Origin of the sequence: Kitasatospora sp. NPDC059795 (assembly GCF_042732175.1) — a bacterium.
Taxonomy (GTDB): domain Bacteria; phylum Actinomycetota; class Actinomycetes; order Streptomycetales; family Streptomycetaceae; genus Kitasatospora.
On sequence record NZ_JBHWID010000031.1, the window covers coordinates 1 to 26,734 of the forward strand.

The following is a 26,734-nucleotide window of genomic DNA, read 5'->3' on the forward strand; positions in this document are numbered from 1 at the left end:
GTCCACGCTGACCTGCTCGCCGCAGCCGCTGGCGGTGTATCCGGGGATGTCGCAGACGAGGCCCGCGGAGCGGGTAGGGCGGCGCGTTGCGCCTCCCAACGACGGTCGGCCGCTTCGCGTCCTCAAACCCCGGTTATGGCTGACCTGTCGTCAGAAAGCTTCTGACCTGCGGTTTTGATGCTGACTACGACGCAGGGAAGGGGCGGCCTGACGGCTGAAATTCGAAATCCAGAATTTCAATTCCAGACCGTGAATCACGCTCCGCGCGATTTATATTCAGCTGGTCGCTCATTGTTTTATTTGCCGCCCGGCAATCCATTTGAGCCCGCCTGAATCTCTTATCTGATTATTCAGGAACTCGCACAGAATTGTCAACTGAGCCCGCTCGAGCCCTCTATGACTTATCGTCAATCTTTTCGGGATCTCCCTCCCCGTTATACCTCTCCATTCCCGCTTCGATCATCACGGATTCGATCCTTTTCAATTCTCTATGGCGGGTTTCTGCAACCCGCAACCTTTCCTCCGCTTTATACGAGTCAAGCGCCTTTTCTGCCGTGCTTCGCTCCTCCTCCTGAGCCTCTTCAATAGATTTCCGGATCTGATCAATCGTCATCCCTTCGGCCTTCCTTTGTACGCTTCTTCGGAAGGCCAGGACGGAGGACGGTGCGATTGGGATGGGCTCTTCAAGAGGGCTCAGCCAGCGAGCTGGAATTGTGAGGGGGATTTGGATTGGTCGTTGGACGGGGTTGTCGTCCTCGTCGGTGACGGTGCCTTCAATTGCGTAGGTGCCGGCGGGGAGGCCGAGGAGGTTGGCCTGCTCTTCGGTGAGGGTGATGGCGGCTCGGGCGCTTTGGGCGAGGCGTGCTCCGGTGACAGTGCCGTCGTCGTTGATGGCGGTGACGGCGAAGTTGAAGCGCTCGCCGCGGTTGAAGCTGAGGTGCAGGGGCTGGAGCGGGTTCTCAGCGGTGGGGAGCAGCGAGGGGTGGCTGGTGGGGAGGGTTTTGGGGATCTTGGCGATGTAGGTCTGGCCGGGGTGGATGTCTTGGGGGCGCATGGTGTGGTTGTCGGTTGGGTGGTGGGGTGGCTTGATGGTCGGGGTTTCGTGGCGTCGCGTCACGAAAGGGGGCGTCGTCAAGGTGTGCTGTCGTGCTGTCGCGTCGGGTTGATGGGTGGGGGTTGTGGCTGTTCATGGCCTGATCGGGCGCGACAGGCGGGTGGGCGCGACAGGCTGCGGTCCCGGCCGGCCCGGAAGACGACGGGACCGGCGCCCGTGCGGGGTGCACGGGTGCCGGTGTGGGGGTTACCAGGGGTCGCGGTCGGGGCTGAAGTCGGTTTTGAAGACTCGCTGGAGCCAGGTGTGTTCCTTCTTCGGTTCTTCTGCCGGTTGTTCTGCGGTCTCCTCTGCTGCCTTTTCGGCTTCGGCTTCTGCTTTCGGCCGCCTGCCTGCGAGTTCTTCTTCTTGGCAGTCGAAGCACAGCGGGTCTTCTCCGTTGTCCCCAAGGTAGCGGCGTCGCCATTCTTCGACAGGTTGGTGGCAATTCCGGCAACCGCGCGCGATGCGCTCTTTCTCCTTCTTCTCCTTCGCCTCGATTTTCCGCCGGTTCTCTGCCGCGATCTCCTCGCTGCGGATTCTGGCGCGTTCGTCGTATTCGGCTTTGGTGTCCCAGTCTTCGAGCGCGTCAAGGAGGCTCAGATGGTGGTCAGCGCGGCCGAATCGCCACCAGACTTCTCCCATCGGTCCGTACTGTTGGAGGAGTTCAAGCGTGGTGGCGATGACGGGGATGGCATCGTCGTAGTCGCACCAACTGTCCTCGCCGTATTGGTCCTTACGGCGGCGGGGCAGGAAGTATTCGCGGGACAGGTCGTAGATGGCCTGGAGCCGGTTGGTGAGTGCCTGGGGCCCCGTACCGGTGACGACGAGGGCGATGGGTGGAAATCCGTCGCGAGTGTGGCCGGGATATGCCTGCCGCCACCAGGCGGTGGTCCTGTCGGGAGTGGTGGGCGAGTAGTCGCGGACCTGGCGGAGGAACAGCTCGCGATAGGCCGGCAACTTCGCGGCGACGCGGGCGGGTGCCATGGTCGATCGGTCGACTTCGACCATCAGCACGGGCATGCCGATCTCCGGGGCCTGGAGTACCGCGTCTGGCCGCACCTTGCGCTTCCCTCCCGGGAGGGTGAACTCGGTCTCGGTCGACCAGGACGTCACCATGCCGATTCCGCCTGTCGCGCCGTCAGTGGTGCCGCCGCGCACGAAGGCCAGGATGGTCTCGTTGACGGCCATCGCGTGCGGGGCGCCGGTGCGGCCGGCACCGCGGGCGGTGCCGCCCATGTCGCTGCGAGCCAGCTCCAGAACGTGGGCCGCCGCGTCGAGTCCGGCCGGGCCGTCGAGTCGCCAGGTCTTGTGGCGGGCCGCCGTGTTGCCGTCAGAGGCGGTGAGGCCGTTCAGCTGGAGATCGAGCAGCGCGGCCCGGATCGACTTGTTGGAGCTGAGGTGCGAGCGCAGCAGGCGGTGGAGTTGGTCGGCGGTGGCGACTTTGAGGACGCCGAGGGCGGTGAGGACGTCTTCGCGTACGGAGTTGGTGGAGCCGTTGGGGTAGGCCTTGGCGCGGACCCAGGCGGTTCGGCCGGGCTTGGTGGGCTGGGGCTGGCTGGTCACTGGTGCCTCCCTGCGGCTCTGTGGGTGTCGATCTGGCCTGGATACCTCACGAGACCGACAGAGGGCCGCTGGTGGGGCTTCTGGATGCCTTGTCGGCCGCCCTCTGTTCCCTTCCGCTCGGCCCCGCCGAGCGCGCGCGGCCGGCACCGCCGGACGCGAGGAGGGAGAGGGCCACAGCGGCCCGGGAGCGCGTAAACCCGCGAGCCGTACCGACCCACCCCACCACCCACCAACACCAAGGCCAGGGGCGGGAAGGACGGAGAAGAGGGTTGTCGAGGTTGGCCGCGACCCTTGATGTCGGGTACTGAGCTGCGGAAATGCGCTGTTCGGCGCGAACAGGCCTGGTAGGGGAGGCGGTGGGGGAGGTGGTGGGGAGACCGGCCCCGTTCCGGAAGCAGCCGAGAAGCGGTACAGAGATGCCTTGATGGCTCGTCGGCGGCGGGATCGGCCATCGGTGACCGTACCCGGCCGGAGGGCTGCTACCCGGCTTCTGCGGCCTGCGACTGGTGGGTTGCTGGCGGCTTGATCAGGGGGTCGCGGTGCCGCCCCGCGACTGGGCACGGACTTCGCGCTGGCGGCGGTGGAAGTAGGCCTGCACCTCGCGGGCGGCCAGCGCCGGGGTGGTGTGGAGCAGCGGCTGCTGGAAGCGGTCGGTGAGGTAGGTGCCGCCGTAGACGACGGCCCAGCGCGTTTGGCCGGCGATGCCGCGCTCGATCCAGCCTGCGGCAAGGTTGTGGACGCAGACGTAGTAGACGTCCGGGTGGTCGGGCCAGCCCACGAGGGTCCAGCCAGGTCCGAGGTCGTCGGTGAGGTCGATGGTGGTGGGGGCTGGGCCGAAACGGTCGCGGGGGGTCGGCGGTACGGGCACCGATCGCTGGGTGCGTGCGGGCCAGGGGATGGTGATCTGCGGCTCGACGGGGGTTTCGTGGCGGGTCGTCACGAAAGCGGTCCGGTCGGGGTCTGTCTGCGCGGCCGGGATTCGTTCGGCGGTCTCGCGGGCTTCCTGTGCGTCCAGGGCGGCCGGGTTGGGCAGTCCGAGGGCCTCGCGGTGGGCGGCGGTGGCTTGGTCGAGGAGGCGCTTGGTGAAGACGGGCACGGTGCGGCGCAGCGTGGCGAGTGCCTGGTCGGGGTCGCGGCCGTCGGTGAGGGCCTGGACGAAGTTGGCGGCGCTGCGGTGGATGGTTTCGCCGAAGAGGAGGACGTTGTGCTGCGAGTCGGGCAGCGGCTCCTGGGTAATGGGTTCGGTTGATTCCGGGGCTGCGGGGTGGGCAGTGGTGGTCTGCTCGGCGGCCTTGTTTCGGCGGTACTTGGCCGAGCGGTGGGCGTCCGAGCAGGTCTTGCGGGGGCGCCCAGTTTTCGGCACGGGGAGCACGACGTCGCACTCGGGGTAGGCGCAGGTGCGGGGTTTGTCCTGGCGGGAACTCACCAGGTGAGACTACCGACCCAGGTTTCGTGGTGTCACGAAACTGTGGGGTCGTCGAGGCGGGGCGCGCTGCTCGTCGCCGGGCCGTCCCTCCGCGCGGACGGTGCGGGGCTTGAAGGCGGCACAAGTTGCGGCCCGGCTCCTCGTCGGCGGGTTCGTCGGCCTGTGCGCAGCTCCGGGATACCGGGATCGTGGGGTTCCGGGACTGCTGAACCGTGAGCCGTAAGAAAGCTCTTACCGCGCATGGCCGGGCCGGAGATCGGGAAGGCTCGGCGGGCTACCGTTTCCAGGGAGGACAAAGGTGTCGATCACCGAGCACAACGCGCTGCTGCACGCAAGCAACGCGGCTGGCTTCACCGGCGAGGACAAGCAGACCGACGCGATCGGCGAGGGCCTGGCCGCAGTCGCCTACGCGCTGCTGGATGTCGCCGCAGCGATCCGCGAGCAGACCGAGGCGCAGCAGCGGTAACACCGGAGACGCGGGGAGGGGGTGTCGGGCCGTGGTGCTCGGCGCCTCCTCTTTTCGCGTGCGGTGATCCCGGGACGGCCGGATCGGCCGAGAGGGTTCGATCAACACGCAGGTCAGGAACTGTCAGGCTTTGCCTGACGCAGGCGCTGGTGGCGCTCGGCTGCGGGCTGCTTGGTCATGCCGAGCGCCGCGCCGACCGCGTTCCAGGTCGCGCCGGCGGCGCGAGCGGCATCGATGAGGCGGGCTTAGGCCGCGGCGAGGTCGACGGCGGCCCGCAGCGAGCCCGGGTGCGGCATCGGGCGGGCCTCACGCTGCCACGCCAGCCGGTCCTCGCCGTCGGCGTAGCGACCGGCCAGCAACGTTGACAGCCCGCCCGGCGCTTTGCCTGCGACGTTCCCCCACTTCGGTGATAGCCCACGACTTCATAGATGCCTGGGCTGATGAAGTCCCGGTCCGGGCCCGGAAGGCGGGCCCGGATATCGGTGAGGGAGCGTTGATGAACAGCAACCAGAACACGCCACTGGTCGTGCTGGTGGTCGTCATGGTGTTCGCGATGGCGAGCTACATCGCCTTCATCAACCCGCCGTTGGGCATCGCGCTGGGCGTCGGCGTGGCGGTGGCCTCACTCGTGTGGATGATCCTGCGCGGAGGCCTGTAGGAGGTCCCGGCTGCCGTGGGGGAGGGCCAGTTCACACAAGCCTCGGAGCCGACCCTCTCCGACATCGACGCCAGGGCCGGAAGTCGTAGGCCCCGGTTTCCCCCGAATCCACGCCGCGCATCGACTAGTTCTGTGTAGGGGCCGATCCGACCCGAGACCAGAAGGGATCTCCAGGAATGGCCACAGGTTCCATCCAGTGGGGGACCGGCGATCCGTCGCCCCCGTACAGCCCGGCACAGCATGCACCGGGCCACCCCGCTGCGGACGATGTCCGGATGTCCGCAGCTACGCAGCCGCCAGAACCTGACCAGTCGTCAGGCTTCAACGTCGAGGCCTCCTCCAGACTCCACAAGGCGATCTCCGACGAGCTGCGCGAGTACGACTCCAGGATCAGCCGACAGATCCGCAAGAAAGGATTCCGGGAGCCGGACCTGTCCGAGATCAAGTCGGATGTCCAGGTCCGGTTCTACAAGGCCAGGATCTGCAAGGTCTCTGTGTATGAACAGGACACCCCCTGGCCGTTCATGCGTCGGACGATCGAGTACGCGATCCTCGACTTCCTGCGGCAAAGGGGCAACCGTCGAGAGCGGTACCACTTGGTCGAGGATGTCCCGGAGAACAAGGCTGCCTGCCGCGACTCTGTGACAGCCAGCGAGACCGTCGAACTCCGGGACGCGATCCGGACCGTGTTGATCAAGCACCTGCCGGCGAACCTGCGCGAGATCTACTGGCTCCGCTTCGCGGAGGAGCGCGGCGTGGTGGAGATCTCCAAGATCCTCGGCATCGACCGCGGGACCGTCAGCAGCCGGCTCCTCAAAGCCACAGAAGTGATGAACTCGCTTCCGCCGGAAGTGCTCGACGGGCTTCGGTAGGCCTCCTCTAGGGATCGCGGCGTCAGCGGCCCGGCACCGCGGTCCCAGGTGGAGGCCTAAGTGGGACCTCCAGGGAGGCTTGCAGGCCTCTCGATGCGACCAGTGAAAGATCACCAGTGGGGAAGGAAGGACGACACGTGTCTGAGACTGCACACGATGTCCTCCTGGCACTTCTGCGAGAGAACAGGGAACGTCTCGCGGAACCGCCCGGAGGGCATGAAAGCGCTGACCTGGAGTGGGATGCGCACATGGCGCACATCGCCTCCCGCGCCGAGTCCGAGATCGAAGCCGAAGCAGCCCACGGGACCGGGGGGCCCCGTAAGCGTCCCGGCTCCGTCTCCGTCCCCGGCGCCATCGCCGGCACCGCCGTAGCGGTCCTCGCCATCGGGATCGCACTGGCGGCCATCACCCGAAGCGTCGGCATCTTGATCGTCAGCCTGGTCGCCGGTGCCGCCACGGCGGTTCTATCGGTGCGTCGACGCAACGAAATTTCAAGGGAAGACGATCGGATCTCCTTGCCTCCCGGCGTGGTGCTGCGAAGGTAGCGGCTTCTCTGGACAGCGTCGAAGGCTGTCCATAGAGCCACGGCGCGGATCCCAGCCGGATGAGGAGGCTGGGGTTCGCGCCCCGCTTTAGAGCACGGGAGAGATGAGTGACTCGGCGTCGCACGAACACGAGAAAAGGGTGTCCGGCCTGACAGCCGGGCACCCTTTCTGCTGGCAAGCCTAGGTGCGGGACTACGCGATCCCGGGACTGCTGTCTCCCGGGACTAAGCGCGCGACCCGAGGCCGACCGCCTCGCCTACCACTCGAACTCGATGTGGTCGATCTCCGAGATCTCGACCTCCAGCGCCTCGCCCCGGCCGCCCTCCTTGAAATACTCGTTCTGGAGGTACTCCCGCAGGACGTCCTTGGCCGCCTCCTCGTCCCCGGACAACTGCGCGTCGAACAACCTCCCGGCGTAGTCCGCCGGGAGCGTCTGCTGGAGCATGCGCAGCCGGGCGTCGGGGGTGGTGGTGCCGGTGGCGGAGGAGCTGTAGCCGAACGCGGCGCGGGTCTTCACCTTGACCGGACCCTGGGCGGCGGCCTTGGCGGCCTGCTTCTGCAGGCCGGGCTTCCAGTCCTTGCGGACCTCGGCCTCGATCTTCTTGGCGATGGCGTCCGGCGGGGTCTTGCGCTCGCCCCTGAGGTAGCGGCGCACGGCGGTGGCGCTGACGCCGAGGCGCTTGGCGACCTTGGCGACGGTGCCTTCCTTCTTCATCAGGAAGCCGACGCGGCCCTTGGTGGTCTTGTGGATCTCGGCCTGCTGCACGGTGAGCTTGCCGCGCAGCGCGTCGCCGAGGCCGTCGAGGATCTTGCCCATGGCGGTCACTCTCCTTCGGTGTCGCGCTCGCTGGCGCGCGGTGCGACGTAACGGGCGGGGTTGATGCCCTTGGCGTGCATGTCGGTGTACCAGGCGAGGTCCCGGACGCCTTCCTGCTTGCACCAGCCGGGCTGGACGCCGAGGCGGAACGCCCCGGGGACCTGCGCGCCGTCGGCGGTGCGCGGGACGACCGCGAGCGCGTCCGGCGCAGTGGCCGGGTAGATCACGCAGTCCGAGTACGCGGCGAGCGGAGCCAGGCCGGTCAGCTTGAACGTCTTGAGCATCTTGCGGTGCTGGGCGACGCGGGTGGTGGCGATGACGGCGGCGCGCACGTCCGGGCGCCACCACACCTTCTCCAGCTCCGGCCACGGATCTCCGGTCTTGTGCCCCCAGTGGCGGCCCGGGGACTGGCGGAGCTTGCCGATGCCGGACTTGACGGTCTGCTTGATGTAGCGCAGCACCTGCCGCTCGACCGGGTCGCCGGCACCCCGGTTGTAGGCCTCCATCGCCGCGAGGAACTCCGCCGGGTCCATGCCGGGGGTGATGCCGAGCCGGGCCATCGTGTCCTTGTAGGCGGTGGCGAGGTGCTCCTGCCACGGGTCGAGCCACGCCGCGGCTGCCGGGCGGCGCAGCCAGCCCTCCAACGGCTCGACCTGGTGGCCGAGTTCGTGGATCGCGTAGGCCATGGTCTGGGTGGCGTACCAGCCCGGGCCCGTCGGCGGCAGGCCGTCGGGGGTGAGCGGGCACGGGAACCGCGGGTCCCAGTCGACGTGGGAGAAGTCGGCGTGCCAGCTGCCGGGCTTCTTCTTGTCGAACGCGGGGCGCTGGTGGTGGACGGGATCACCGTCGCCGACCAGCAGGCGGCTGGAGCCGGACAGGAACGAGGTGTTGGTGTCCAGGCCGACCGCCGCGGTGAACAGCGCGGCCTCCTGCGCGGTGAGGTCGCGGTGCCAGTTCCACGCCTCCTCCCGCATCGCGTCCTTCTCCTCGTCGCGGCCCTGGGCGAGCGGATGCTCCTCCGGGGCCTCCGGCGGCGCTGGCTGCACGGCGCGGGTGAACGATCCGTGCACCGGGCCGGGGACCCACTTGCCGGTCCACTCCTCGTTCTCGTCGAGGTCCTTCACCGGCCGGGTCTGCGGGCGCAGCTGCATCAACAACTCGATCCCGTTGGTGCCCATCGAGCCGCGCGGGGCGATCACCCGGTTCGCGTAGGTGCCCAGGATGCGGGCCACGTCCGCCGGGGCCGTGCCTGTCTCGATCGCCCAGCCGTTGGTTCCGCCGAGCGCGTCCCACGGCATCACGGCGAGCTGCACGCACTGCCGGACGTTGTCCTTGACCGGCTTGTAGAGGCGGGTCCAGGCGGAGAAGCCGCGCTTGGTCAGCTGCCAGCCCGCCTTCGTCAGTGCCTTGACGACCTTGTGGTCTTCCGGCAGGCGCAGCTGCCGGCGGTCTTCCAGCTCCTGCGGCAGTCCCAGCTTGGCGGCGGCCGAGGCGGTCAGGACGAGCATCGGGTCCGCGTCGGTGCCCCACTTGTGCAGGCGCGCCTGGCCCAGGCCCGCGCCGAGCGCCCAGGTGGCCAGGGTGTTGATGGACTTCGCCTCGCACACCAGGGTGCGGCCGTCGGCCAGGTATGCGGTCAGGGTGCCGTCCTCGGCGGTTTCCAGGACCGCCAGCGGCCCGTTCGGGTGCTCGGCGGCCGGGGCCTCGCCGTGCTGACCGTCGGCGGAGGCCGTGCGGTCGGCGCCGGGCCGATCGGGCGCGGCGGGCGTCGGCCGGGGCGTGGTCGCCGCCCCTGCGGCGGGCGCCGGCTGCCGGGCTGGGACCTGGGACGCGGGGAGGGGGCTGGGCCCGGCGGGCGCGGGTGCCGGGGCCAGGAAGCCGCCGCCGGCCTGCGTCGCCCGGCAGGAGAACAGGCCGGGGACGTTCAGGTGGCGCGGAGTGCCGTCGTCCTCCCGGCGCGGGGTCGGCCGGCCGCACTCCACGCACGGCGCTTGCTGCTCAAGGTAGGTGGGCACCTCTTCGTCCTCCTCGTCCGTGCCGGGCTCGGTGCCGGGGGTGGCCTCCGGCGCGGTGCCGGCCGCCTCGGCGCTGTCGAACAGTCCGGGCTCGCCCTGTGGCAGCTCGGGCGTTGTGGGCGACTCGTCGCTCGCTGCGGGCTGCGGGCCGCTCCCCTGCGCGGGGTCGTCGGAGCCGTCCGGCCCGCTGGGGCCCGTGTCCCCTTCGGGTCGCTCGGGGCCGTCGGCGGGCGGCGGGGTGTCGTCGCCGATGTCCCACAGCCTGGTGGCGTCCAGGAGGATCAGGCGCGGGTTGTCGGTGCCGATGCGGATCCGGTGGGTGGCGACGCGGGCCTGCTCCGCGGTGTTGGGCACGCTGACCCCAGCGGCGAGCAGCCGTTGCGGCAGGGTGCGCTCGGAGAAGCCCTTCACCCGCGGGTCGCTGGAGGCCTGAAGGAGCGTCAGCAGGTGACGCCCGCGCACGCCCATCACCGGCACCCCGCTGCCGGGTGCCGCCGGCAGCCAGTACAGGGCGGGGCCGCGGCCCTCCCACACCGGCATGCCGTGGCCGTCCTCGCCCTTGCGGGCCAGTCCCTGGGCCTGCTCGACCTCGCCCGGCACTGCCGGGCGCACCGCGCCGGAGGCGTCGCGGACGTGGGCCTTGTGCGTGGCGAACGCCTGGTGCAGGACGTCGGCGACTGCGGTGGCGAGGTCGTCCTGCAGGACGTTCTGGTCGTCCATCTCCCGGGACTGCCTGGCCAGGGACTGCGCGAGCGGCCCCGCCACGACGGCCACCAGGTCCTCCATCGTCAGGCCGCTGGCCTCGGCGACCAGGCCGAGGCCGGCGAGCATCTGCGCGGCCGCGCTGACGACGCCCTCCATCGTGCCCGGGGCCGCCGACACGTGCCGGTCGACATGCGGGGCGAACAGCTCCAGCGCCTTGGCTTCCAGGGCGGCGAGGTAGGTGTCCGCGGCGTCGCCCTTGCCGTGGAGCAGGGCGATGATCCTGTCGCCGATCGCGCGCAGCGGGCGGGCGAGCTTGGTGCCGCCGGTGGTCTTGTACCAGCGCCAGTCGTACTCGCCGCCCTCGCGGGAGATGTAGACCACCACCGCGCGGCGGTACAGGGACTCCTGGAGGTCGGTGGGGAGCATCTGCGCGGCGATGGCGGGGATCGAGCGGTTGCGGTAGGCCGGGCGGGCGGTCATGTTGCGGTTGCGGCGGCCCTTGATCTCGCCGTTGTTGCCCGCCGCACGGATCAGGGCCTCGAACTTCACCAGGTAGTCGCGCACGATCGCGGGGCCGGAGGCGCGGGTGAGGGCCACGTCGTCGAGCAGGGAGGGCAGGTCTCCCTCCAGGTCGACCTCGCACTCGATGTCGGTGACGGTGGAGCTCATCGGGCGGGTGACCACCGGCGGCCACAGGGTGGGACGGGAGGTGAAGACCAGCGAGCGGCCGATGTTGAGAACACCGGTCTTGCCCGAGTTCGGCTCGGCCTGGATCAGGAATGCCGCCGGCACCTGGCGCAGGGTGAAGCCGAGCGAGCGCGCGCCGACGGACAGCCCCATCAGTCCGGCCCAGCCGTGCGCGGCGATCAGCCGGACCGCCTCGGCGACCTCCTTGTCCGAGCACGGCGGCCCGTCCAGCGGGGCGGCGGCGCGGCGCTTGTCCTCACGGACGTCCAGGACCCGCACCGGCCGGTTCGGCGGGTAGGTGCGGCCGTCGGGGTAGACGAAGGTGCGGCCGTCGGGCAGCTGGTGCCATCCGGTGCGGGTGACCACCATGGTGCGCGGCAGCGAACGGCCCTGCGCGGTGACGATGTTGACCAACACCTCGCGCGTGGTGCGCGAGGAATTGCCGGAATCGTCGCCGAACTTGTCCCAGCCCTCGGTGGTACGCAGCTCGGCGATCGGCAGGGTGAGGGTGTCCTCCCCGACGGTGACGGTGTAGTGGCGCCCGGCGGACTTGCCGTCGTCGCCGACGACGACCAGGCGCTCGGTGACGTAGGGGGCCCAGTCGAGCATGAGGATCCAGGGCTGCTCGTCCTTGCGGCCGGCCTTCCACACCGATCCTCCGTCGGGGGCCGCGTCGTAGCGCCAGCCCGGCGAGCCCGGCACCGGCAGGCCCGGCGCGCCGTCGAGGGCCTTCTTCGCCTTGGCGGCCTTCTCCGCGGCCTGCTCGGCGGCGCCGGGCTTGCCCGCCGCGAGGTCTTCGGCGGGCACCGGGATCAGGGCGTCCAGGTTGTGTCCGGCGTCCAGGTGGTCGGAGACGTCCGACTTGGGGGCGGTCGGGACGCCGCGGACCACCGTCACCGAGGCTGCGGTGCCGTGCAGTTCGTCGGCGACGTGGTGGGCGTGCCGGTACCCGGCCGGGTCGTAGTCGGCGACGACGACGACGTGCGCGCCGGCGAGCTGCTCGGTGTGCTGCGGCTGCCACTTGCCCGCGCCGGCCGGGTTGCACGTCGCGGCGACGCCGAGCAGGGCCAGCCGGTCGGCGTCGCCCTCGCCCTCGACGACGTAGACCTTCTCCCCCGTCTTGATCGCCGAGACGACCCGAGGCAGGTTGTACAGGCCCAGCCAGTCCACCAGCCGCCCGGCACCGGCCGGCTTCTTGCGGTGCGGGTAGTGCGTGGCGAACGTCTTCTCCCGGCAGTCCTTCGCGCACCGCTTGCGGACGATGGTGGCCAGCACGACCGCGTCCGAGTCGGTGTAGACGTGCCGGGCCTCCTCCCGGAAGTCGTGCTTGTGGTCCGGTGCCTGCTTCTTCGTCGCCCCGGGGCCGGTGGCCTTCCCGTCGTGCGGGGCCGTCTCGGCAGTGCGCGGGGAAGCCGGACGCGGGACGGAGGTGGCGGGGCGGGCCTGGAAGCCGGGCGAGCGGCCGTCGTACAGGTCCCGCGATACGAACCCCAGCCCGGCGAGCAGGTCGTTGTAGTCGCAACCGGTGTGGCACTTCATCAGCATCCGGCCGGCCCTGTCGCCGGTCGGCGGACGCCAATCGGCACTGAAGGAGGCGGACTGGTCGGCGTGCCCGGGCGCCGGGCAGCGCGCGTCGATGTGGTCGCTGCCGCGAGGCGACGGGGCGCAGCCCATCACGTCGAGCGCGTTCAGCAGCCGCTCGTAGGAGGACCGGTCGCCCGAGAAGGCGTCACGGCCGGCGGGCGCGGGCGCAGTCACTGCGGCTCACCCCCGAACGGGCGTCGAACAGACGGCTCCGCGAAGGTGATGATCAGGACATTTACGACTGTCGTGTGGTGCAGACCCCAAATCACTGGGTACCCTCTCAGGTAGCGATGCGAGGGCCCGGGCGAATCTTGGCGGATGAGACCCGGGCTTTCGGCTGTTCAGGCGCTGGTGACTAGGCTGCGCGCTTCTGCTTGGTGTCGGAGATCTCCCCGAGCAGCGCGGTGAGTTCTCGGATTGCGGTGTAGAACCCATCCGGGTCAGCCGCGAACGCGCGGGCCGCTTTCTCGTTGAGCAGTCCGGCACGGATCGCAGCGGCCATCCGGTTCGCGGTCTGCGGGTTGAGGCCGCTCCTGGGACCGAGCCTCGGCACTGAGGCGATCCGGGCGATCGCGCTGACCGTGTACTGGCTGACTCCTGCCGCTTCGGCTACCTCGTCGAAGGTCGTGCCCTTCGGCTTCCGGTCCCTGGCTGGCCCTGCCATCCTCTCCACCGCCTATTCCATCTAAGTCACGTTCATAGATATAGCGATGACTCTACAGGTTTCTGACACCCCGTGAGACGCATTTCAACCGGCAGACACGATCTTTTTCTGCTGGGCACCACTGGGGAGGTCCGGCACCGTCCGCCTCGTCCGGCCCTCCTCGGCGGTGCCCGGCACACGGCCGGGCACCTGACGTCGGGTCAGTCGTCCCAGTCCATCGGGGAGCGGACGGTCACCTTCTCGATCACCGGCGGCTCCACCTGCGCGGTGACGTGGATGGTCGGTTCGACGCGGATCTGCGGGCTGGTGTGGGTGTGGTGGTGGGTGCTGTAGCTGCTGAAACGCAGGATGGACAGGCCGCGCAGTGCGAATACGGACAGCACCAGCCAGCCCAGCACCACGACGCCGGCCGCGACGGGACGGGCCGCGGGCGCTGTCGCCTGCCAGACCATCACGGTCGTCGCCGCCCCGTACGCGGCCCAGCCGAGGCGGGCCCCGAACGCGCGGAAGGCGAACGCCCAGAGGAAGAAACCGATCCCGGCGAGCTTCCACGCCTCGTACGCGGTGGTGTCGTCGACCGGCAGTCCGGACGTGTGTTCGCCGAAGTAGATGTGGAGTGCCTGGGTGACGGTGGCCATCAGGCCGGTGTGGCTGGGCAGGTCGGAGCGGTCGAAGCCGACCTGCGGGCCGGAGCTGTGGGACGCCTCCGCCACGATCGCACTGACCGCCCCGTAGGCGAGCCAGGTCACCGCCGCGCCGACGAAGAACACGACGGCCGCCTTCATCCAGGGCTCGGCGGGCCCGGTGCGGGTGATGTAGGCCCGCACGTCCCGGGCCGCCCGGGCCAGGACCGGGCGGATCGCCTCCCAGAGGCGGATCGCACCGGCTGCGACGCGCTCGCCGGCGGTGGGCCGCGGCGTCACCGGCACGGTCCGCTTCTGCGGGCCGGGCTCGGCGGGCTGGCGGCCGATGAAGGGGATGTCCTTGTCGTCGCTCACTGGGCGTCCTTCCGGAAGGTCGGGTCGGGCACGTGCAGTTGGTCGGCGGTGCTCTTGGTGCGGGTGCGCATCTGGGGTCCGTTTCGCTGAGGGTCCCGTCCGGGCCGTCGGTGGGCGGCCGGGACGGGCCGGCGGCGGGTCAGTGGGCTTGGGGGGTTGCGGGGTCGAGGGTGAGCGGGACGGTGCCGGTGGCGGCTTCGAGCCAGCCGCGGATCGGGCGGGCGCCGGTGGCGGCGGCGAGGGGGCGGTGGTCGTCGAGGAGGTTGCCGGTGAGGGCGAGGCGGGCGAACTCCTCGATGGCGACGTCGCTCAGGCCGGGCAGGGTGCGGGCGGGGTAGGCGAGGACGAGGTGGTGGCCGGTGGCCCAGCCCAGCAGCGAGACCTCCCTCACCAGGCGGAGCACGTCGGGCAGTTCGGCGGTCAGGGCGTAGGTGTTCTCCACCACGAGGAACCGGCGGCGGGCGATGTGGACGGAGTCGGCGTCGAACGCGGCCAGCATGTCGGTGTGGAACGCCTTGGCCGCGGCCGTGATGGTCTCCGGCTCGGTGTGCAGGCGGGCCTCGTCGAGCACGGTGGTGCGGGTCTGGCGCTTGGGGTCGATCACGTCGACGCTCAGTCCTCGGGTCAGGAGCGTCTCCGTGATCAGTGCGGTGACGCTGCTGGTGGAGCGGCCCGCGAGGGAGGCAACGAGGAAGTGCGGGTCACGCCCCGGGTCCCAGGCCACGGCCCGGCCGGCTTCCGGGGTGCTTCCGAGCGGGATCGGCGCGTACGGATGGGACGCGGGGAGGGGGTTGCGGCTCATCGGGCGGTCCTTGCGGTCCGGCGGGGGTGCGCGGCGGTGGGGGTGTGGTCCCGCCAGCGCTGGACCTGGCCGACGTCAGCGCCGATGCGGCGGGCGATCTCGGCCATCGGCGTGTGCAGGGCCAGCAGGCGCACGGCGGCCAGGTGCTGCTCGGCCGCGTTGAGCGGGGGGCACGGCTCGCCGTTGATGGCCCGCTCGACGGCGATGTGGTCGACGAGCTGGCCGGCGGTGCGGCGGGAGGTTCGGGTGGTGGAGACGTAGTGGCGGGTGCGGCTGGCCGGGCGGCGGTAGATCGCGGGCATCTTCTCGGTTCTCCTTCCTGGCCGGCGCGTCCCGGAGGTGTTCCGGGGCGCGCCGGGTGTCGGGGTGTCAGGCCGCCGTGGGCAGCGCGGTGTCGGGGGTGGTGCCGAGCAGGTGCGCCCAGTCGGCGCGGACGCTGTCGCGGTTGGCGAAGCAGGCGCCGCCGTCGGCGCGCAGGTCGATGCGCACCGGCATCTGCAGGCCGAGGAAGTCAGGGCCGATCGCGACGACGAGCGGTGCCTCCGGCCCGGCCGACCACACGGTGATCGGGGTGTAGCGGTCGGCGGCCTTGCGCCAGCGCGCCAGGTAGTCCGCGTTGAAGCAGGCCGGGCTCGTCAGCCGCGGCTCGGCCTCCAGGGCGGTGGACACGATCGGGCGCAGCTTGGGGAAGCGGGCGGCGCGCCCGGCGTTCGCGGACAGGGTCAGGGTGCGGCCGTGGAGGGTGAACAGCAGCCGGCCGTCCGGGTCTTCGGCGGTCGGGGGCCGGTAGGTCAGGCGCAGGCCCTGGCCGGCGGTGCGGGCGGGGAACAGCGTGCGCAGCGCGTGGAGGTCGGCGCGGTCCAGCAGCGCGGTCCAGTCGCTCGGCTCGTCGGTCTCCTCCGTCTCGCGGGTGGCGATCGCGATGGTGTGGCGGTCGGTGGCGGCGGCGGTGAGTCGGCCGCCGGTGACCTGGAGGTGGATTCCGGTGAGCGGGGGCAGGGTGTCGTCGGTGCAGATGTGCGGGGCGAGCTGGCCGATGAGGCGGTGCAGGTCGTTGACGACGATGGACATCGCGGGTCTCTCCTTCGGTCAGAACAGGGCGGCAGGTTCGGCGGGCGGGGTGGTGTCCTGTGCGGCGGCGCGGCGGGCGAGGGTGCGGGCGGCGTCGTGGCAGGGGGTGCACCAGGCGGCGAGGGCGTGGGCGGGCAGGGCGGCGACCCGGTGGGCCGGCCACGGCAGTCGGGCGGGGTCGGCGGGTGCGGCGAGGAGTTCGGCGCGGGTGCGGTGCTCGCGGGGGCAGCGGCCGCCGTCGGCCTGGTGGGTCCTGCCGCAGGTGCCCGTGCACTGGCAGCGGTCGGCGGCGGCGGCCATGACGGCCTGCCACAGGGGCGGGCGGGGTGCGGGGTGGGTGGTCATCGGGTCGTCTCCAGGTCCTCGCCGGTGATGGCCTCCACCAGGGCGGACATCAGCACCTCGGCGGCCGGCGGGGTGACGGCGTTGCCGTACTGGCGGACCTGTTCGCGCTTGTTGCCGAGGACGGTGTAGTCGCGGCCGAAGGCCATCGCGGCACCGATCTCGGCGGGGCTGAGCATGCGGAACAGGCATTCCTCGACGGCGGGTTCGGCGGTGACCAGGGCGTGGCGGTCGACGCTGGTGACGGTGGGGGCGGGCCGTTCGACGGGGGTGGCGGTGCCGTTGCCGTAGTACGGGACGAGCAGGGCCTCGGTCTCGCGGGTGGTGCGGGCGCGGAACGGCTCGTCCACGGGGCGTGCTTCGTCGTTCCAGGTGCCGCCGGCGGGGACGAGGAGCGGCGGCGCGACCAGGCCGTGGTGGTTGCCGGACGCGCAGATCGTGGCGAGGGGTTGCGAGGCGGGCCGGTGGTCGGATCCGCCGCCGCGCAGTTCGGCGAGGAACGGCTCGAACCAGGCGACGGCGGTCTCGTTTCGGGTCGTCATGGTGCGCATCGGGTCGGCCGCCGACTGGGCGGCCTTGCCCTCGCGCCCTTCGACCGGGACCAGCAGCGGCGGGGCGGTGGTCAGGCCGTGGTTGCCGCCGTCCGCGACCACGGTCGCCAGCGGGTCGCGGTCGGCGAGCAGGGAGCGATTGCGGCCCGAGCGCAGCGGCACCAGGAACGGCGGCACGCCTTCCGCGGCGGCGTACTTCTTCAGCCCGGCGGTGATGCGGGCGAGGGTCTTGGGGGCGAGCGGCTTGGGGCGGTCGCCGATGCGCTGGCCGGGCTGGGTCCAGTCGATGGCGGCGGCGGCGGGCAGGGCGAACGGTTCGACGACGGTCCAGCATCCCGGGACGGGGCAGCGGTAGGCGTACTGGGCGCGGTAGCGGCCCCAGACCTTGTCGGGGTTCTTCCAGGACTGCACGGCGCGGATGCGGCCGTGTTCGGGGCAGGTGGCGTCGGGGCGGGTCCACTTCTCGACGTCGGGGGCGCGGTTGCCCTTGCGCCAGTACAGGACGTACATGCGGTCGCGGGACTGCGGGGCGAGCGGGGTGCCGAAGCGGGGGCGGGCGTGCATGGAGTTGAGGTAGACGATCCGCAGGTCGTAGCCGAGCGCCCGCAGTGCGGCGCACCAGGCGTCGAACATCACCCAGGTGCGGGCGTCGACGACGTTCTCGACGACGCCGCCCAGGACGGGTCGGCCTCGCAGCGTCATGGCTTCGAGGTAGCGGGGGACGTCCCACATGGTGGCGCGCGAGCGGACGGCGGCCTCGTCGGGCAGTACCTCGCCGAACAGGTCGGGCTGGCGGTCGCCCGTGCGCCGGACTCCCTTGGCGACGGAGTGGTTGGTGCATTCCGGCGACGCCCAGAGCAGGTCGGTGCGGGGGTAGCGGCGGAAGTCGATCTGGGAGATGTCGGCGCAGTCGTGGCGGGTGTCGGGGAAGTTGGCCTGGTGGCTCCGGACGGCGAGGTCCCAGTGGTTGGCGGCGGTGGCGACGCTCAGGCCGGGGACGTTGTGCATGCCCTGGCTGGAGCCGCCGGCGCCGCAGAAGAAGTCGGTGACGGTGAGCATCTAGGCCTCCCAGGCGGTCAGTTCGTACGTGGCGGCGAGGACGGTGAGCGGGAGGACCTCGTGGAAGCCGATCTCGTCCTCCACCGCCGCGCGGGGCGGGCAGGTGAGGCGCTCCAGCACCAGCAGGCTCATCGCGGGGGCGTCGTCGGGGTCGATGCCGGGACGCAGGCTCCAGGTCTGGCCGGGCGCGGCCAGGGCGATCGGGTCGCCCTCGGCGACGCGCTCGCACGCCACGCGCAGGGCGGTGTCGGCGGGCAGTCGGTCGACGTGGAGCAGGCGGGCGGACAGGGCGGTGACGTGGGCTGCGGCGCGCTCCGCGCCGATCAGGGTGTCCAGGCGGATCACCGCTCCACCTCCGCGCCGGCCCAGTGGGCCAGGTCGTCGCCGGTGATGCGGTAGTCCTGCTGCTGGGCGAACACCGCGGCCTCGGTGCGCTGTTGGGCGCGGCGGGCGGCCTCGGTACCGGGGCGGGGCTCCAGCAGCGCTTCGGCGATCGGCAGGAGGGCGGTGAGGGCCCAGGCGAGGGCGTCGCGGTCGGCGTCGGCGTCCGCCCGGTCGTGCTGCGGCCGGTGGGCGCGGGCGAGGACGGCGCGGATCTCGCCGAGGTCGACGCCCGCGACGGACGCGGGGAGGAGGTCCGCGACCTGGTCGCGCAGCCGGTCGGCGTCGGCGCGGGCGGCGTCGCGCTCCAGCAGCGCGGCACCGTACTCGGCGGCCAGCTGCTGCTCGCGGCGCTCGGCCGCGTGCGCGGCCCGGAAGGCGTCGAACAGGTCGTCCGCCATCAGCATCTGGGCGCGGATGAGGCCCGCGATGTCGGCCAGGGCCTCGGTGTAGGCGACGCTCAGGTCGCTCGCCACTGCGCGCAGGTCCGAGGTTGCGGTCGGCTCGAAGATCGTGGTCATCTTGCGTGTGCTCCTTCGGGGGTTGAGCGGGGCGCCCCTGGGCTTCCAGGCGAGGGGGCGCCCCGCGTCGTTCAGCGGGTCTTGGTGTCGAGGTCGCGCAGCAGGGTGCGGGCCTCGGCGACGGCGGGCAGCTCGGGCAGGCCTGCGGCGAACAGGGCGTCGGTGTCCAGCCCGGGGACGTCGGCGGTGCCGGCGGTGAGCCGCTGGCGGTGCCAGATCGCCTCGGCGAGCGAGGAGGCGTAGGCGGTGGCCTCGCGGGCGACCTCGACGCGGGCGTTGCTCTCGATCGCGGCGATCCGCAGGTCCGCGGTGCGCTCCAGGGTCCGCACCTCGACGTCGTGGGCGTGGGCGGTGGCGGTGCGGCGGTCCTCGCGCCAGTAGCGGGCCGCGAGCGCGTACACGGCGCAGGTGGCCAGCAGCCACAGCAGGACGGGCAGGGCCAGGCCGTCGGAGTAGGCGGCGACCCCGCACACCGCCGCCGCGCCGGCCGCCGCGTAGCAGCTGGTGGTCAGCAGGTCGTGGCCGTTGACGTTCTGCGCGCTCACGGTGCCGGCCGCGGCCGCGCCCAGGGCGAGCGAGCCCATCAGCACGGCGTCGCCGACGGAGTGGCGCGCGCCCTGCTCGGACCAGACACGGGCGGCGATCAGGATCGTGGTGGTGCTCAGGCCGGGCGCGTACCGGGCGATGTACCAGGTGGCATCCCGGTGCTGACCGGTGCTGGGGTGGTGCGTCATGATGGTCACCTCTCTTCGGGCTCTCCGGACGTGGTCCGGGGTCGGGGTTCGGGGAGCAGGGCCCGGGGCGGGCGGCTGGTTTTGCGGCCTGTGGCGTCCGCCCCGGGGCGCTCTCAGGTGCAGGCGCGGGGCTCGACGCGGACGGAGTCCGCCTGGATGCGGGCGCCGCGGCGGGCGCGGGTCGCGCCGATCGACTGCGCCTCGATGAGGGCCTCGGTCCTGGCGTCGCGCGCCAGCGGGGCCTCGACGACGAACAGCTGGCGGCCCTGGATCTCCTCGCCGCCGGGGTCGGTGCGGCGGTGCTCGATCGTGACGTTCCACCACATGGCGTTCCTCCTGGGTTCGGTGTCGGTCGGTCAGCTGCGGCGGGCGCGGTCGATCTTGGCCTTCAGCTTCTTGGCCTTCTCCTCCTCGGTGAGCGCCTCGGCGATCGCCTCCCGCTCTCGGGCCTTGGCCTGCAGGCGGTCGATGCCGCGGTCGGCCAGGCCGACGCCCATGCCCAGGGCGTTGGTGATGACGGCCAGGCCGACCAGGCCGGCCGCGCGGGCGGTCTCGCCGGCGGTGTAGCGCTCGGGCTCGTGGCTCATCTCGGGTCTCTCCTTCAGTTCAGGTGTTCCGGGATCCCGGGGTTGCGGTGTCCCGTGCGGGCGGCCGGCTTCTTCTCTGCGTCTCCGGTCGTCCTCGCCGACGCCCGGCCTGGGCCGGGCATCAGCGGGGGCTGCCGGAGATCAGAACTTGAAGTGGCCGACCCAGTTGAAGACCGTGGTGATGGCGTTTCCGATCCACGGACCCGCCCCGGTTCCGGCGAGGACGTATCCGAAGGCCACGCCCAGAACCAGCTGCCACACGGCTATCTTTCCGAGCTTGACGGCGCAGGCGGCGATGAGCGCCAGGACCACGACTATCGAGAACGTTGCCATTTCGAATTCCCCCTGAATTCTCTGAAATCGGGACAAGGGTGCCCTTTTTCGGTTTTTCTCGATGTATTCGCAGAGGAGGCGGGCGGCCTGTTTCTTGTATTACTCCGGCCGCCCGCCCGGAATTTCCTGCTACTGCGCGATTTCCTTGACACCGGCCCTGGGGCGCTTGGCGTCCCATTTCTTCAGGTCCAGGGGGAGCCACGCCGGGTAGGAACCGACCTGGAATTCGCCCGGAATCGGGCCGTGGGTCTTCTGGTAGCGCTGGCGGGCCTTGACGAAGGCGGCCTTGCCGCTCTCGCCCTCGTAGCCGAGGAACTCCGCCGCGGCCGCCAGGCCGACGACCGCCTCGGGCTCCCCGGGGGCCGCCTGCTTGATCAGCGGGACCACCGGAGCCAGATGGACATCACCGTCAGTGACGATCTCGCTTGCCCGGTTACGTCCCGTTTCGTCCATGGACTGTCCATGGACACTCCCCACGTGGATCCCGGGAATGTCCTCCACCGTCTCCGGCATGGACATCGCGGCCACCTCACGCTCCGCGACCGGCACGTACGCCGGCCTCACCACCTCGCGGCCGTTGAGCGCATAGGCACGGGCCTCGTCCTCACCGACGAAGACCAGCTGGCAGACCCTCTCCGAGCCGCCGATCACCACGACCGACCGCCCCGGGTGGCGGCTGCTCTTCGGGCGCGGGGTCGTCGCCACCAGCGAATTCCACGCCTGCGGCGAGAACCGCGCCAGAATCTTCGCCCCGTACTGGTCCCGCAGTTCCGTGCCGCCCGCCGCACGCGCCGTCAGGCGCTGATAGACGGAGATCACGTTCATGTTCGCCTGACGGCCCTTGAAAAGAGTCTTGGCGATCTGCCCGAAAACCGGCGGCCGAGCCGGGTCGCCCTTCTCCTTGACGTCGGTCCACGTCTGGTAGGACTCCTCCGCGAAGTCGTTCTGCTCCTCCATGATGAGGAACCAGCGCGGAAACGTCGCCGACTTGTCCGCCTTCTTGATCTGGTAGCGCCGCTCCATTTCCGCCGAGAATTTCGCGATGGCTCCCCACTGCTCGTCGATCTCGGTGTAGATCTCGACCTCGGGAATACCGTCGAAACAGTCCAGGGAGATCAGTTTCGGGTCGACGACGATGAACTTCTCGGCGCCCTTGCGGATCTGCTGCGCGATGATGTTCCGCAGCGTCGCCGACTTGCCGCCCCCGGTGCCGATCGACAGCCCCACGTGCGGCGTCTCGTCCTCGAAGTCGATGACGATCTTCTCCTGGCGGGTGCCCAGGCCCAACAGGACCTGCGACGCCGGCAGCGCCTCGATCAGCTCCCTGACCTCACCGAACAACACCCTCTGCGGCGGACGCGGCGGGTGCTTGAACTCCACCCTGAACGCCTGGTGGTCCCAGGACGCCTCCCACTCGCCGGGGATCCGGCGGTTGACCAGGCTGGTCACCCGCAGCTGCTCCCCGTCGCCCAGCTCCGCCTCCGGCGGGAAGCTGAGGACCACCTTCGCGTCCTCCACCGCCGCCGCCCGCCGCTCCAGCCACCACGCCACCACCCGCAGCTCGCGGACCGCGTCGTACCAGGCCGTCGGCCGGCGCAGCAGCCGCTCACGGGTCGAGCGCAGCCACTCCACCCACCGCCAGTCGTCCATCCGCGCCGCCAGCGCCCGCGGCATCCGCTCCCGCAGCGTCCGGCGGGTGTCCCCCAGCGAGCCCATCACGTGGATCGGGATGCGCACCCACTTCCTCGCGTCGTCGCCCGCGGGGATGTCCTCGCGGAAGATCTTCTTGTACGCCGCGTAGAACGGGCGGACCACCGCCTGGCGGTGCAGCCTGCGAAACCGCCCCCGCCGCCAGACCGCCACGGCCAGCCCCAGCAGCAGCGTCAGACCCGCGATCAGCTCGGCCTGGCAGTGGTACCACGCCCACACCCCGCCGCCCAGCGCCGCCACCAGCAGCGCCAGCGCCAACACCTTCACCGGCTGCGGCACCAGCGTGATCCAGTGCTCCCGCTTCCCCGTCGCCCACTCGTTCGGCATCCACTCCGGCGCCTCCGCCGGGGCCAGCGGCCGCTGCTGACGGGCCAGCAGCTTCGACAGCCGGCGCACCGACCCCGAACCCCGGCGGGGCGCGAACAGCAGCAGGAGCAGCAGCACCGCTCCGATCGGCCATGCCTCCATGCTGCTCACACCCCCTTCGCGCTGCTGCCGATGCTGCCGACCGTGCTGCCCCGCCGCGCCCCCGGGCGCTGCCGACGCTGCTTCTCCTGCCGCACCCGAAGGCGGGTGCTGCTCCCCCCCGGTGGGGGTGCTGCGATGATGTGCACTGCGGTTCCCTTCCGCTTCGAAGAAGCCGCTGCCGTCCGGCGGGCGCGTTGCTGCCAGGCTGAGAGCCCGCCGGATGGTGCTGCTTCATCCCTTGATCCACTTCGATTCCGCGCTGTTCCTCACACCCGGCAGCGTCCCGCCACCAGGCCCTGATCTGGGGTTGTGCTGACTTCTTCCTCCCCGGGCGGGGCCCGGGGGCTGCGGGGCTCTGCACCTTCCTGCTGGCGCAGCACCCCGCAGCGCTGCCCTTCGCGGCTGTCGACTTGTCCACGACTTCCGGTCGACTCGTCGACTGCTGCACTTGTCCTTCAATCACCGGTTCCGGTGCTGCGGCGCAGCGGCACGATGTTCGTCTGGCGCTGCTGCTCGGCGTGCTTCTTGCTGACCTTGTCGATCGAGCCCCGGTTGACCGTGTAGCCGTGCTGCTGCAGCCAGCTGTTCAGCACCGGCTGCTGGTAGGTGTGCAGCACGCCGATCGCGTAGCGGATCCGGTCCGTGTCGTAGCGGGCCTCGGACAGCGCGCTCACGTGGATCGGGTCCAGCACCGGCTGCTGCTCTGCGGCGAGGTCCGCCTCCAGCTTCTCCAGCAGCTCCGCCACCCCCTCGTCCGCCGGCGCGGGGCTGCCGCTGCCCGGGCCGTCCGGGCCGTCGTCGTCGGGACCGTCCCCGGACTCCTCCGTCACGGTCTCCCGGGAACCGGCGACCCCGGGCTCCATCGGTCCCGGGACTGCCGGATCGAGGGACAGAGCGGCACGTGACGCGGGAAGGGGGTCCAGGCCCGCCACGGCGACCCGCTCGGCGGCCGGCGCCACCGCCGCGTCCAGCCACGGCGAGACGTGCCGGAGCTGGGCCAGCGACCTTGCGTGCGAGGAGACCGCCAGGTCCGCCAACAGCTGCGCCCTGCTCTCCGGAAGACGCGATACCCCCGCCATCCGCAGCTGCTTCATCAGCTTCTTCATCAGACGCCGGCCCTTGTCCCCATTGCGCTCCTCGTCACTGGCCAGCGCGTTGTACCGGTCGATCAGATCGGCCGCCTTCGCCCGCGCCCGATCCCGCAGCGCCTCCTCGGCGTCCTGGCCGAGCCGAATGCCCAGTGCCGCCATCACCCTGTGCTGCACTCGCCGCACCACCTGGGCGGCGAACCCGTTGTTCTCCGCCGTCGGCTCCGCGTGCCTCAGCTCGATGTTCATCGCGAAGTGCCACATCAGCGCCGCGCCGAGCGGGCCGAGCACGATCCGCCACGCGGCACCGGCGACGCTCACGTGCCCGGCCGCGTCCTGCGACTCCGTCCAGGCCGGCACCGCCAGGAACGCGCTGATCACCCATACCAGCACCCCCGGCGCGCCGGTGCGCTTCATGTCGCCCGTCAAATTCTGACGGGCCGCCAGCGCCAGGCCGAACAGGATGATCTCGCCCGCCATGAAGAGGGCGCCCCGCTCCAACTTGTCCTCGACGTGCAGGTGACTCTCCGCGAACCGCCAAGCGGTGTTCGCACCGACCGCCGTGGAGACCAGCGCACCCAGCGTCGTCACGATCTGCGCCGGCGTCAGCCGCCCGCTCTTGCGCCGCCTGTTCAGGAACCGCACGGCCTTCTTGCCGAACACCGTGACGGCGGTGAGAGCCACGAGGCCCAGCACTCCCCCGACCACGGCCGTCGGCCAGGGATTCGCCGAAGCGAACTCACCGATCCGATCGATCATCTGCTGCTTCTCCTTAGAAGTCGGACGCCACATCAGCGCTACCGTAGTGGGCTACGCAGCGGCGCAGACACAACGCTACATAGACACATACTGTCTGCGCAACTAGTCACGCTACATTTTTGAGCTACTCGTCACCCTTCTCGCTATCTGCGTCGTCCGCCGCTTCATCACGCTGACGATCATTCAGGCGCTGACCGTGACCAAACCACGGTCGGCGGGGGACCATTGACGGACCGCAGCCGGACCGGAGCAGGACCAGCGCTTCGCAGATGGTCCGGCTGCGAGAACACTGGCCGTATGAGCAGCAAAAAGACCGTGGGGGAGGCGCCGTGGCTGGGAAAGCCGACGGCCGTGAGCCGCGCACCGTGCTGGAGAAGATGCTCTGGGAACGTCCCCAGACCTACGACGAGGTCAGCGCCGACTTCGACGACCTCGCGAAGAAGCTGAGGGAGAACGCGACCATGAGCCCCCGCCACCTGCGGAGGCTCGCGGCCGGCGACCGAGCCGGGACAACCCAGGTGACGCGCCGGGTACTCCAGGCGATGTTCAAGGTCCCGATCGCAGAACTGCTGAGCCCATGGCACCCCACCGTGGTCAGCGGATCGACGGGCCTGGTCCTCGCCACCAACAGCCAGGACACGGAACAGGAGCTGATCGCCATGGCGGCTCAGCGAGCACGTCAATTCGCCCTGCTCACCGGGCAGGAGAACCTCACCAACGAGGCAATGGAGCTGGTGTACGACGACGTGCGCCAACTGACGCTCGACTACCCCCAGCGGCCGCTGTCAGAGCTGCTCGGCAACATGGTCACCACCCAGGAGAACATCTACGGACTCCTGGAGCGCCGAACGGCTCCTGAGCAGAGCCGTCAGCTTTACTTCCTCTCCAGCGTCACCGGCGGCCTGCTGGCCAAGGCGAGCCACGACCTCGCGGATCCGAGCGCAGCGATGACCCAGGCGCGAACCGCCTACATGTGCGCCGAGCACGCCGGCCACAACGGCCTCAAAGCCTGGGTCCGCGGGATCCAGTCGCTGGTGGCCTACTGGGCTGGTCGCCCACACGAGTCAATCCGCTACGCCTCGTCGGGAGAGGAGCTGGCGGCTCGCAGCGGCAGCACCACCAGCGTCTGGCTCCCGGTCAGTGAGGCCCGGGCCTGGGCTGCGGTGGGCAATGCGGAGAAGTCCCGGGATGCCATTCGCAGGGCTGAGACCGCCTGGGACTCGGTGCAGAGCGACGAGCTGGACGAGCTCGGCGGCATTGCCGTCTTCAGCCGCTCCCGTCAGCTCTACTACGCCGCCGACGCGCTCTCGGCACTGAAGTCTGAGGCGGTCTCAGCCCAGGAGTATGCGCTGCAGGCGGTAGAGGCGTACTCCGACAGCACCCACCCGGACTGGGCGTTCGGCGACCAGGCCGGAAGCCACGCAGCGCTCGCCATCTCACGGCTGATGGCCGGGGAGCTGGACGGTGCCCGCGAGGCTGTCGCTCCGATCCTCGACCTACCGCCGGCCCAGCGCATCAACGGGATCGTGGCCTGCACCATGAGGGTTCACCGGACCCTGGCGATGTCCACTCTCGCACCCTCCGGGCAAGATCTGCTGGAAGAAATCGAGACGTTCGCGCGCACACCGCTGAAGTCGCTGCCGCGCTGATCCAGAAGGAGACCCAGTGTCGTACCCCGTGCGCCTGACCGGAGCCCGAACCGTACTGCGGGAATTCCGGCCCGACGACGCTGCCGACGCCCATCGAGTTATGGGCGATGACCGGGTGACCAAGTGGCTCTCCTTCGACAGCCGTTCGTCCGACCAGGTCCAAACGATGGTTGACGGCGCCGTCGACAGAGCGCAGCACACTCCGCGCGCAGAGTTCTACCTGGCCGTTACGACTCCAGACTCCGACCAACTCGTGGGGTTCGTCCGGATCGGAATAGCCGGGGTCCAGGCAGGCAAGCTCGGCTACGCCATAGCCGCCGACAGTTGGGGACAGGGGCTCGCATCCGACGCGGCACGGACGGTGGTGCAGTTCGCGTTCGATGAACTCGGGCTTCACCGGATCAGCGCCGCAATCGGGCCCGACAATGCCGCGTCGATCAAGTTGGTCGAGAACCTCGGGTTCATCCGCGAGGGGGTGCTGCGCGACCACGTCTTCACCAACGGGTCCTGGCGTGACAGCGTCTTGTACTCAGTGCTGGCCCACGAGTGGACCAGCACCTCCAGCCGCTGACGACGCACCACGAGC

General features: G+C 70.6%; 26 protein-coding genes. 6 read left to right on the forward strand and 20 right to left on the reverse strand.

The annotated features are described in order from the left end of the window. Nucleotides 1–394: 394 nt before the first annotated feature. The 3 genes from ACFV4P_RS34300 to ACFV4P_RS34310 all read right to left on the reverse strand — a co-directional run bounded on the left by ACFV4P_RS34300 (nt 395) and on the right by ACFV4P_RS34310 (nt 4,082). The gene (locus tag ACFV4P_RS34300) at nt 395–1,117 is read right to left on the reverse strand and encodes a hypothetical protein (RefSeq protein ID WP_380477407.1); all 723 of its coding nucleotides are present in this window, start codon (nt 1,115–1,117) and stop codon (nt 395–397) included. Nucleotides 1,118–1,300: 183 nt separating this feature from the next. Further along, a complete protein-coding gene (locus ACFV4P_RS34305) occupies nt 1,301–2,656 on the reverse strand; it encodes a replication-relaxation family protein (RefSeq protein WP_380477408.1) in 1,356 nt (451 codons plus the stop codon). A 526-nt stretch (nt 2,657–3,182) separates the two neighbouring features. After that, nucleotides 3,183–4,082, reverse strand: a complete 900-nt coding sequence (locus ACFV4P_RS34310) for a hypothetical protein (protein ID WP_380477409.1) — start codon at nt 4,080–4,082, stop codon at nt 3,183–3,185. Nucleotides 4,083–4,380: 298 nt separating this feature from the next. Here ACFV4P_RS34310 and ACFV4P_RS34315 point away from each other — a divergent pair, with 298 nt between their 5' ends. The 4 genes from ACFV4P_RS34315 (at nt 4,381) to ACFV4P_RS34330 (ending at nt 6,623) form a co-directional block, all read left to right on the forward strand. Further along, the gene (locus ACFV4P_RS34315) at nt 4,381–4,548 is read left to right on the forward strand and encodes a hypothetical protein (protein ID WP_380477410.1); all 168 of its coding nucleotides are present in this window, start codon (nt 4,381–4,383) and stop codon (nt 4,546–4,548) included. 496 nt (nt 4,549–5,044) lie between these two features. Continuing rightward, nucleotides 5,045–5,206, forward strand: coding sequence for a hypothetical protein (locus ACFV4P_RS34320; RefSeq protein WP_380477411.1), 162 nt, complete (start codon nt 5,045–5,047; stop codon nt 5,204–5,206). 275 nt (nt 5,207–5,481) lie between these two features. Beyond that, entirely contained in the window at nt 5,482–6,078 is a 597-nt protein-coding gene (locus ACFV4P_RS34325) for a sigma-70 family RNA polymerase sigma factor (RefSeq protein WP_380477412.1), read from the forward strand. Between the two features lie 137 nt (nt 6,079–6,215). Then, complete coding sequence (locus tag ACFV4P_RS34330; RefSeq protein WP_380477413.1) at nt 6,216–6,623, forward strand: hypothetical protein; 408 nt, start codon at nt 6,216–6,218, stop codon at nt 6,621–6,623. 256 nt (nt 6,624–6,879) lie between these two features. Here the strand turns inward: ACFV4P_RS34330 and tpg are convergent, their stop codons facing one another. The 17 genes from tpg to ACFV4P_RS34415 all read right to left on the reverse strand — a co-directional run bounded on the left by tpg (nt 6,880) and on the right by ACFV4P_RS34415 (nt 24,499). Then, complete coding sequence (tpg, locus tag ACFV4P_RS34335) at nt 6,880–7,440, reverse strand: telomere-protecting terminal protein Tpg (RefSeq protein WP_380477414.1); 561 nt, start codon at nt 7,438–7,440, stop codon at nt 6,880–6,882. Between the two features lie 5 nt (nt 7,441–7,445). Beyond that, nucleotides 7,446–12,605 (reverse strand): telomere-associated protein Tap, encoded by a 5,160-nt coding sequence (tap, locus tag ACFV4P_RS34340; RefSeq protein ID WP_380477415.1) that lies wholly within the window; start codon nt 12,603–12,605, stop codon nt 7,446–7,448. A gap of 181 nt (nt 12,606–12,786) precedes the next feature. Further along, complete coding sequence (locus ACFV4P_RS34345) at nt 12,787–13,104, reverse strand: hypothetical protein (protein WP_380477416.1); 318 nt, start codon at nt 13,102–13,104, stop codon at nt 12,787–12,789. Between the two features lie 191 nt (nt 13,105–13,295). After that, nucleotides 13,296–14,093, reverse strand: coding sequence for a hypothetical protein (locus ACFV4P_RS34350; protein ID WP_380477417.1), 798 nt, complete (start codon nt 14,091–14,093; stop codon nt 13,296–13,298). Nucleotides 14,094–14,232: 139 nt separating this feature from the next. Next, nucleotides 14,233–14,895 carry a hypothetical protein gene (locus ACFV4P_RS34355; RefSeq protein ID WP_380477418.1) on the reverse strand — a complete coding sequence of 221 codons (663 nt, stop codon included), beginning with the start codon at nt 14,893–14,895 and terminating at the stop codon, nt 14,233–14,235. After that, entirely contained in the window at nt 14,892–15,197 is a 306-nt protein-coding gene (locus ACFV4P_RS34360) for a hypothetical protein (protein WP_380477419.1), read from the reverse strand. Before ACFV4P_RS34360 ends, ACFV4P_RS34355 begins: the two co-directional genes overlap by 4 nt. Nucleotides 15,198–15,264: 67 nt before the next feature. After that, complete coding sequence (locus ACFV4P_RS34365) at nt 15,265–15,966, reverse strand: hypothetical protein (RefSeq protein WP_380477420.1); 702 nt, start codon at nt 15,964–15,966, stop codon at nt 15,265–15,267. A gap of 18 nt (nt 15,967–15,984) precedes the next feature. Continuing rightward, entirely contained in the window at nt 15,985–16,311 is a 327-nt protein-coding gene (locus ACFV4P_RS34370) for a hypothetical protein (RefSeq protein ID WP_380477421.1), read from the reverse strand. Beyond that, nucleotides 16,308–17,918 carry a DNA cytosine methyltransferase gene (locus ACFV4P_RS34375; RefSeq protein WP_380477422.1) on the reverse strand — a complete coding sequence of 537 codons (1,611 nt, stop codon included), beginning with the start codon at nt 17,916–17,918 and terminating at the stop codon, nt 16,308–16,310. Before ACFV4P_RS34375 ends, ACFV4P_RS34370 begins: the two co-directional genes overlap by 4 nt. Next, entirely contained in the window at nt 17,919–18,263 is a 345-nt protein-coding gene (locus tag ACFV4P_RS34380; protein WP_380477423.1) for a hypothetical protein, read from the reverse strand. Next, nucleotides 18,260–18,820 carry a hypothetical protein gene (locus tag ACFV4P_RS34385; protein WP_380477424.1) on the reverse strand — a complete coding sequence of 187 codons (561 nt, stop codon included), beginning with the start codon at nt 18,818–18,820 and terminating at the stop codon, nt 18,260–18,262. The genes ACFV4P_RS34380 and ACFV4P_RS34385 overlap by 4 nt, the downstream gene beginning before the upstream one ends. Nucleotides 18,821–18,891: 71 nt before the next feature. After that, nucleotides 18,892–19,554 (reverse strand): hypothetical protein, encoded by a 663-nt coding sequence (locus ACFV4P_RS34390; protein ID WP_380477425.1) that lies wholly within the window; start codon nt 19,552–19,554, stop codon nt 18,892–18,894. A gap of 113 nt (nt 19,555–19,667) precedes the next feature. After that, nucleotides 19,668–19,880, reverse strand: coding sequence for a hypothetical protein (locus ACFV4P_RS34395; protein ID WP_380477426.1), 213 nt, complete (start codon nt 19,878–19,880; stop codon nt 19,668–19,670). A 30-nt stretch (nt 19,881–19,910) separates the two neighbouring features. Beyond that, nucleotides 19,911–20,141, reverse strand: coding sequence for a hypothetical protein (locus ACFV4P_RS34400; RefSeq protein ID WP_380477427.1), 231 nt, complete (start codon nt 20,139–20,141; stop codon nt 19,911–19,913). Between the two features lie 141 nt (nt 20,142–20,282). After that, nucleotides 20,283–20,474, reverse strand: a complete 192-nt coding sequence (locus ACFV4P_RS34405; protein WP_380477428.1) for a hypothetical protein — start codon at nt 20,472–20,474, stop codon at nt 20,283–20,285. Between the two features lie 129 nt (nt 20,475–20,603). After that, entirely contained in the window at nt 20,604–22,652 is a 2,049-nt protein-coding gene (locus tag ACFV4P_RS34410; protein ID WP_380477449.1) for an FtsK/SpoIIIE domain-containing protein, read from the reverse strand. Nucleotides 22,653–23,107: 455 nt separating this feature from the next. Then, nucleotides 23,108–24,499: a hypothetical protein gene (locus tag ACFV4P_RS34415; protein WP_380477429.1), complete on the reverse strand. Its 1,392-nt coding sequence runs from the start codon at nt 24,497–24,499 to the stop codon at nt 23,108–23,110. A gap of 329 nt (nt 24,500–24,828) precedes the next feature. Here ACFV4P_RS34415 and ACFV4P_RS34420 point away from each other — a divergent pair, with 329 nt between their 5' ends. Both ACFV4P_RS34420 and ACFV4P_RS34425 read left to right on the forward strand, forming a co-directional pair. Next, nucleotides 24,829–26,148, forward strand: coding sequence for a hypothetical protein (locus ACFV4P_RS34420; protein WP_380477430.1), 1,320 nt, complete (start codon nt 24,829–24,831; stop codon nt 26,146–26,148). 16 nt (nt 26,149–26,164) lie between these two features. Further along, on the forward strand, nt 26,165–26,719 hold the full coding sequence (locus ACFV4P_RS34425; RefSeq protein WP_380477431.1) for a GNAT family N-acetyltransferase: 555 nt from the start codon (nt 26,165–26,167) through the stop codon (nt 26,717–26,719). Nucleotides 26,720–26,734: the final 15 nt, after the last annotated feature.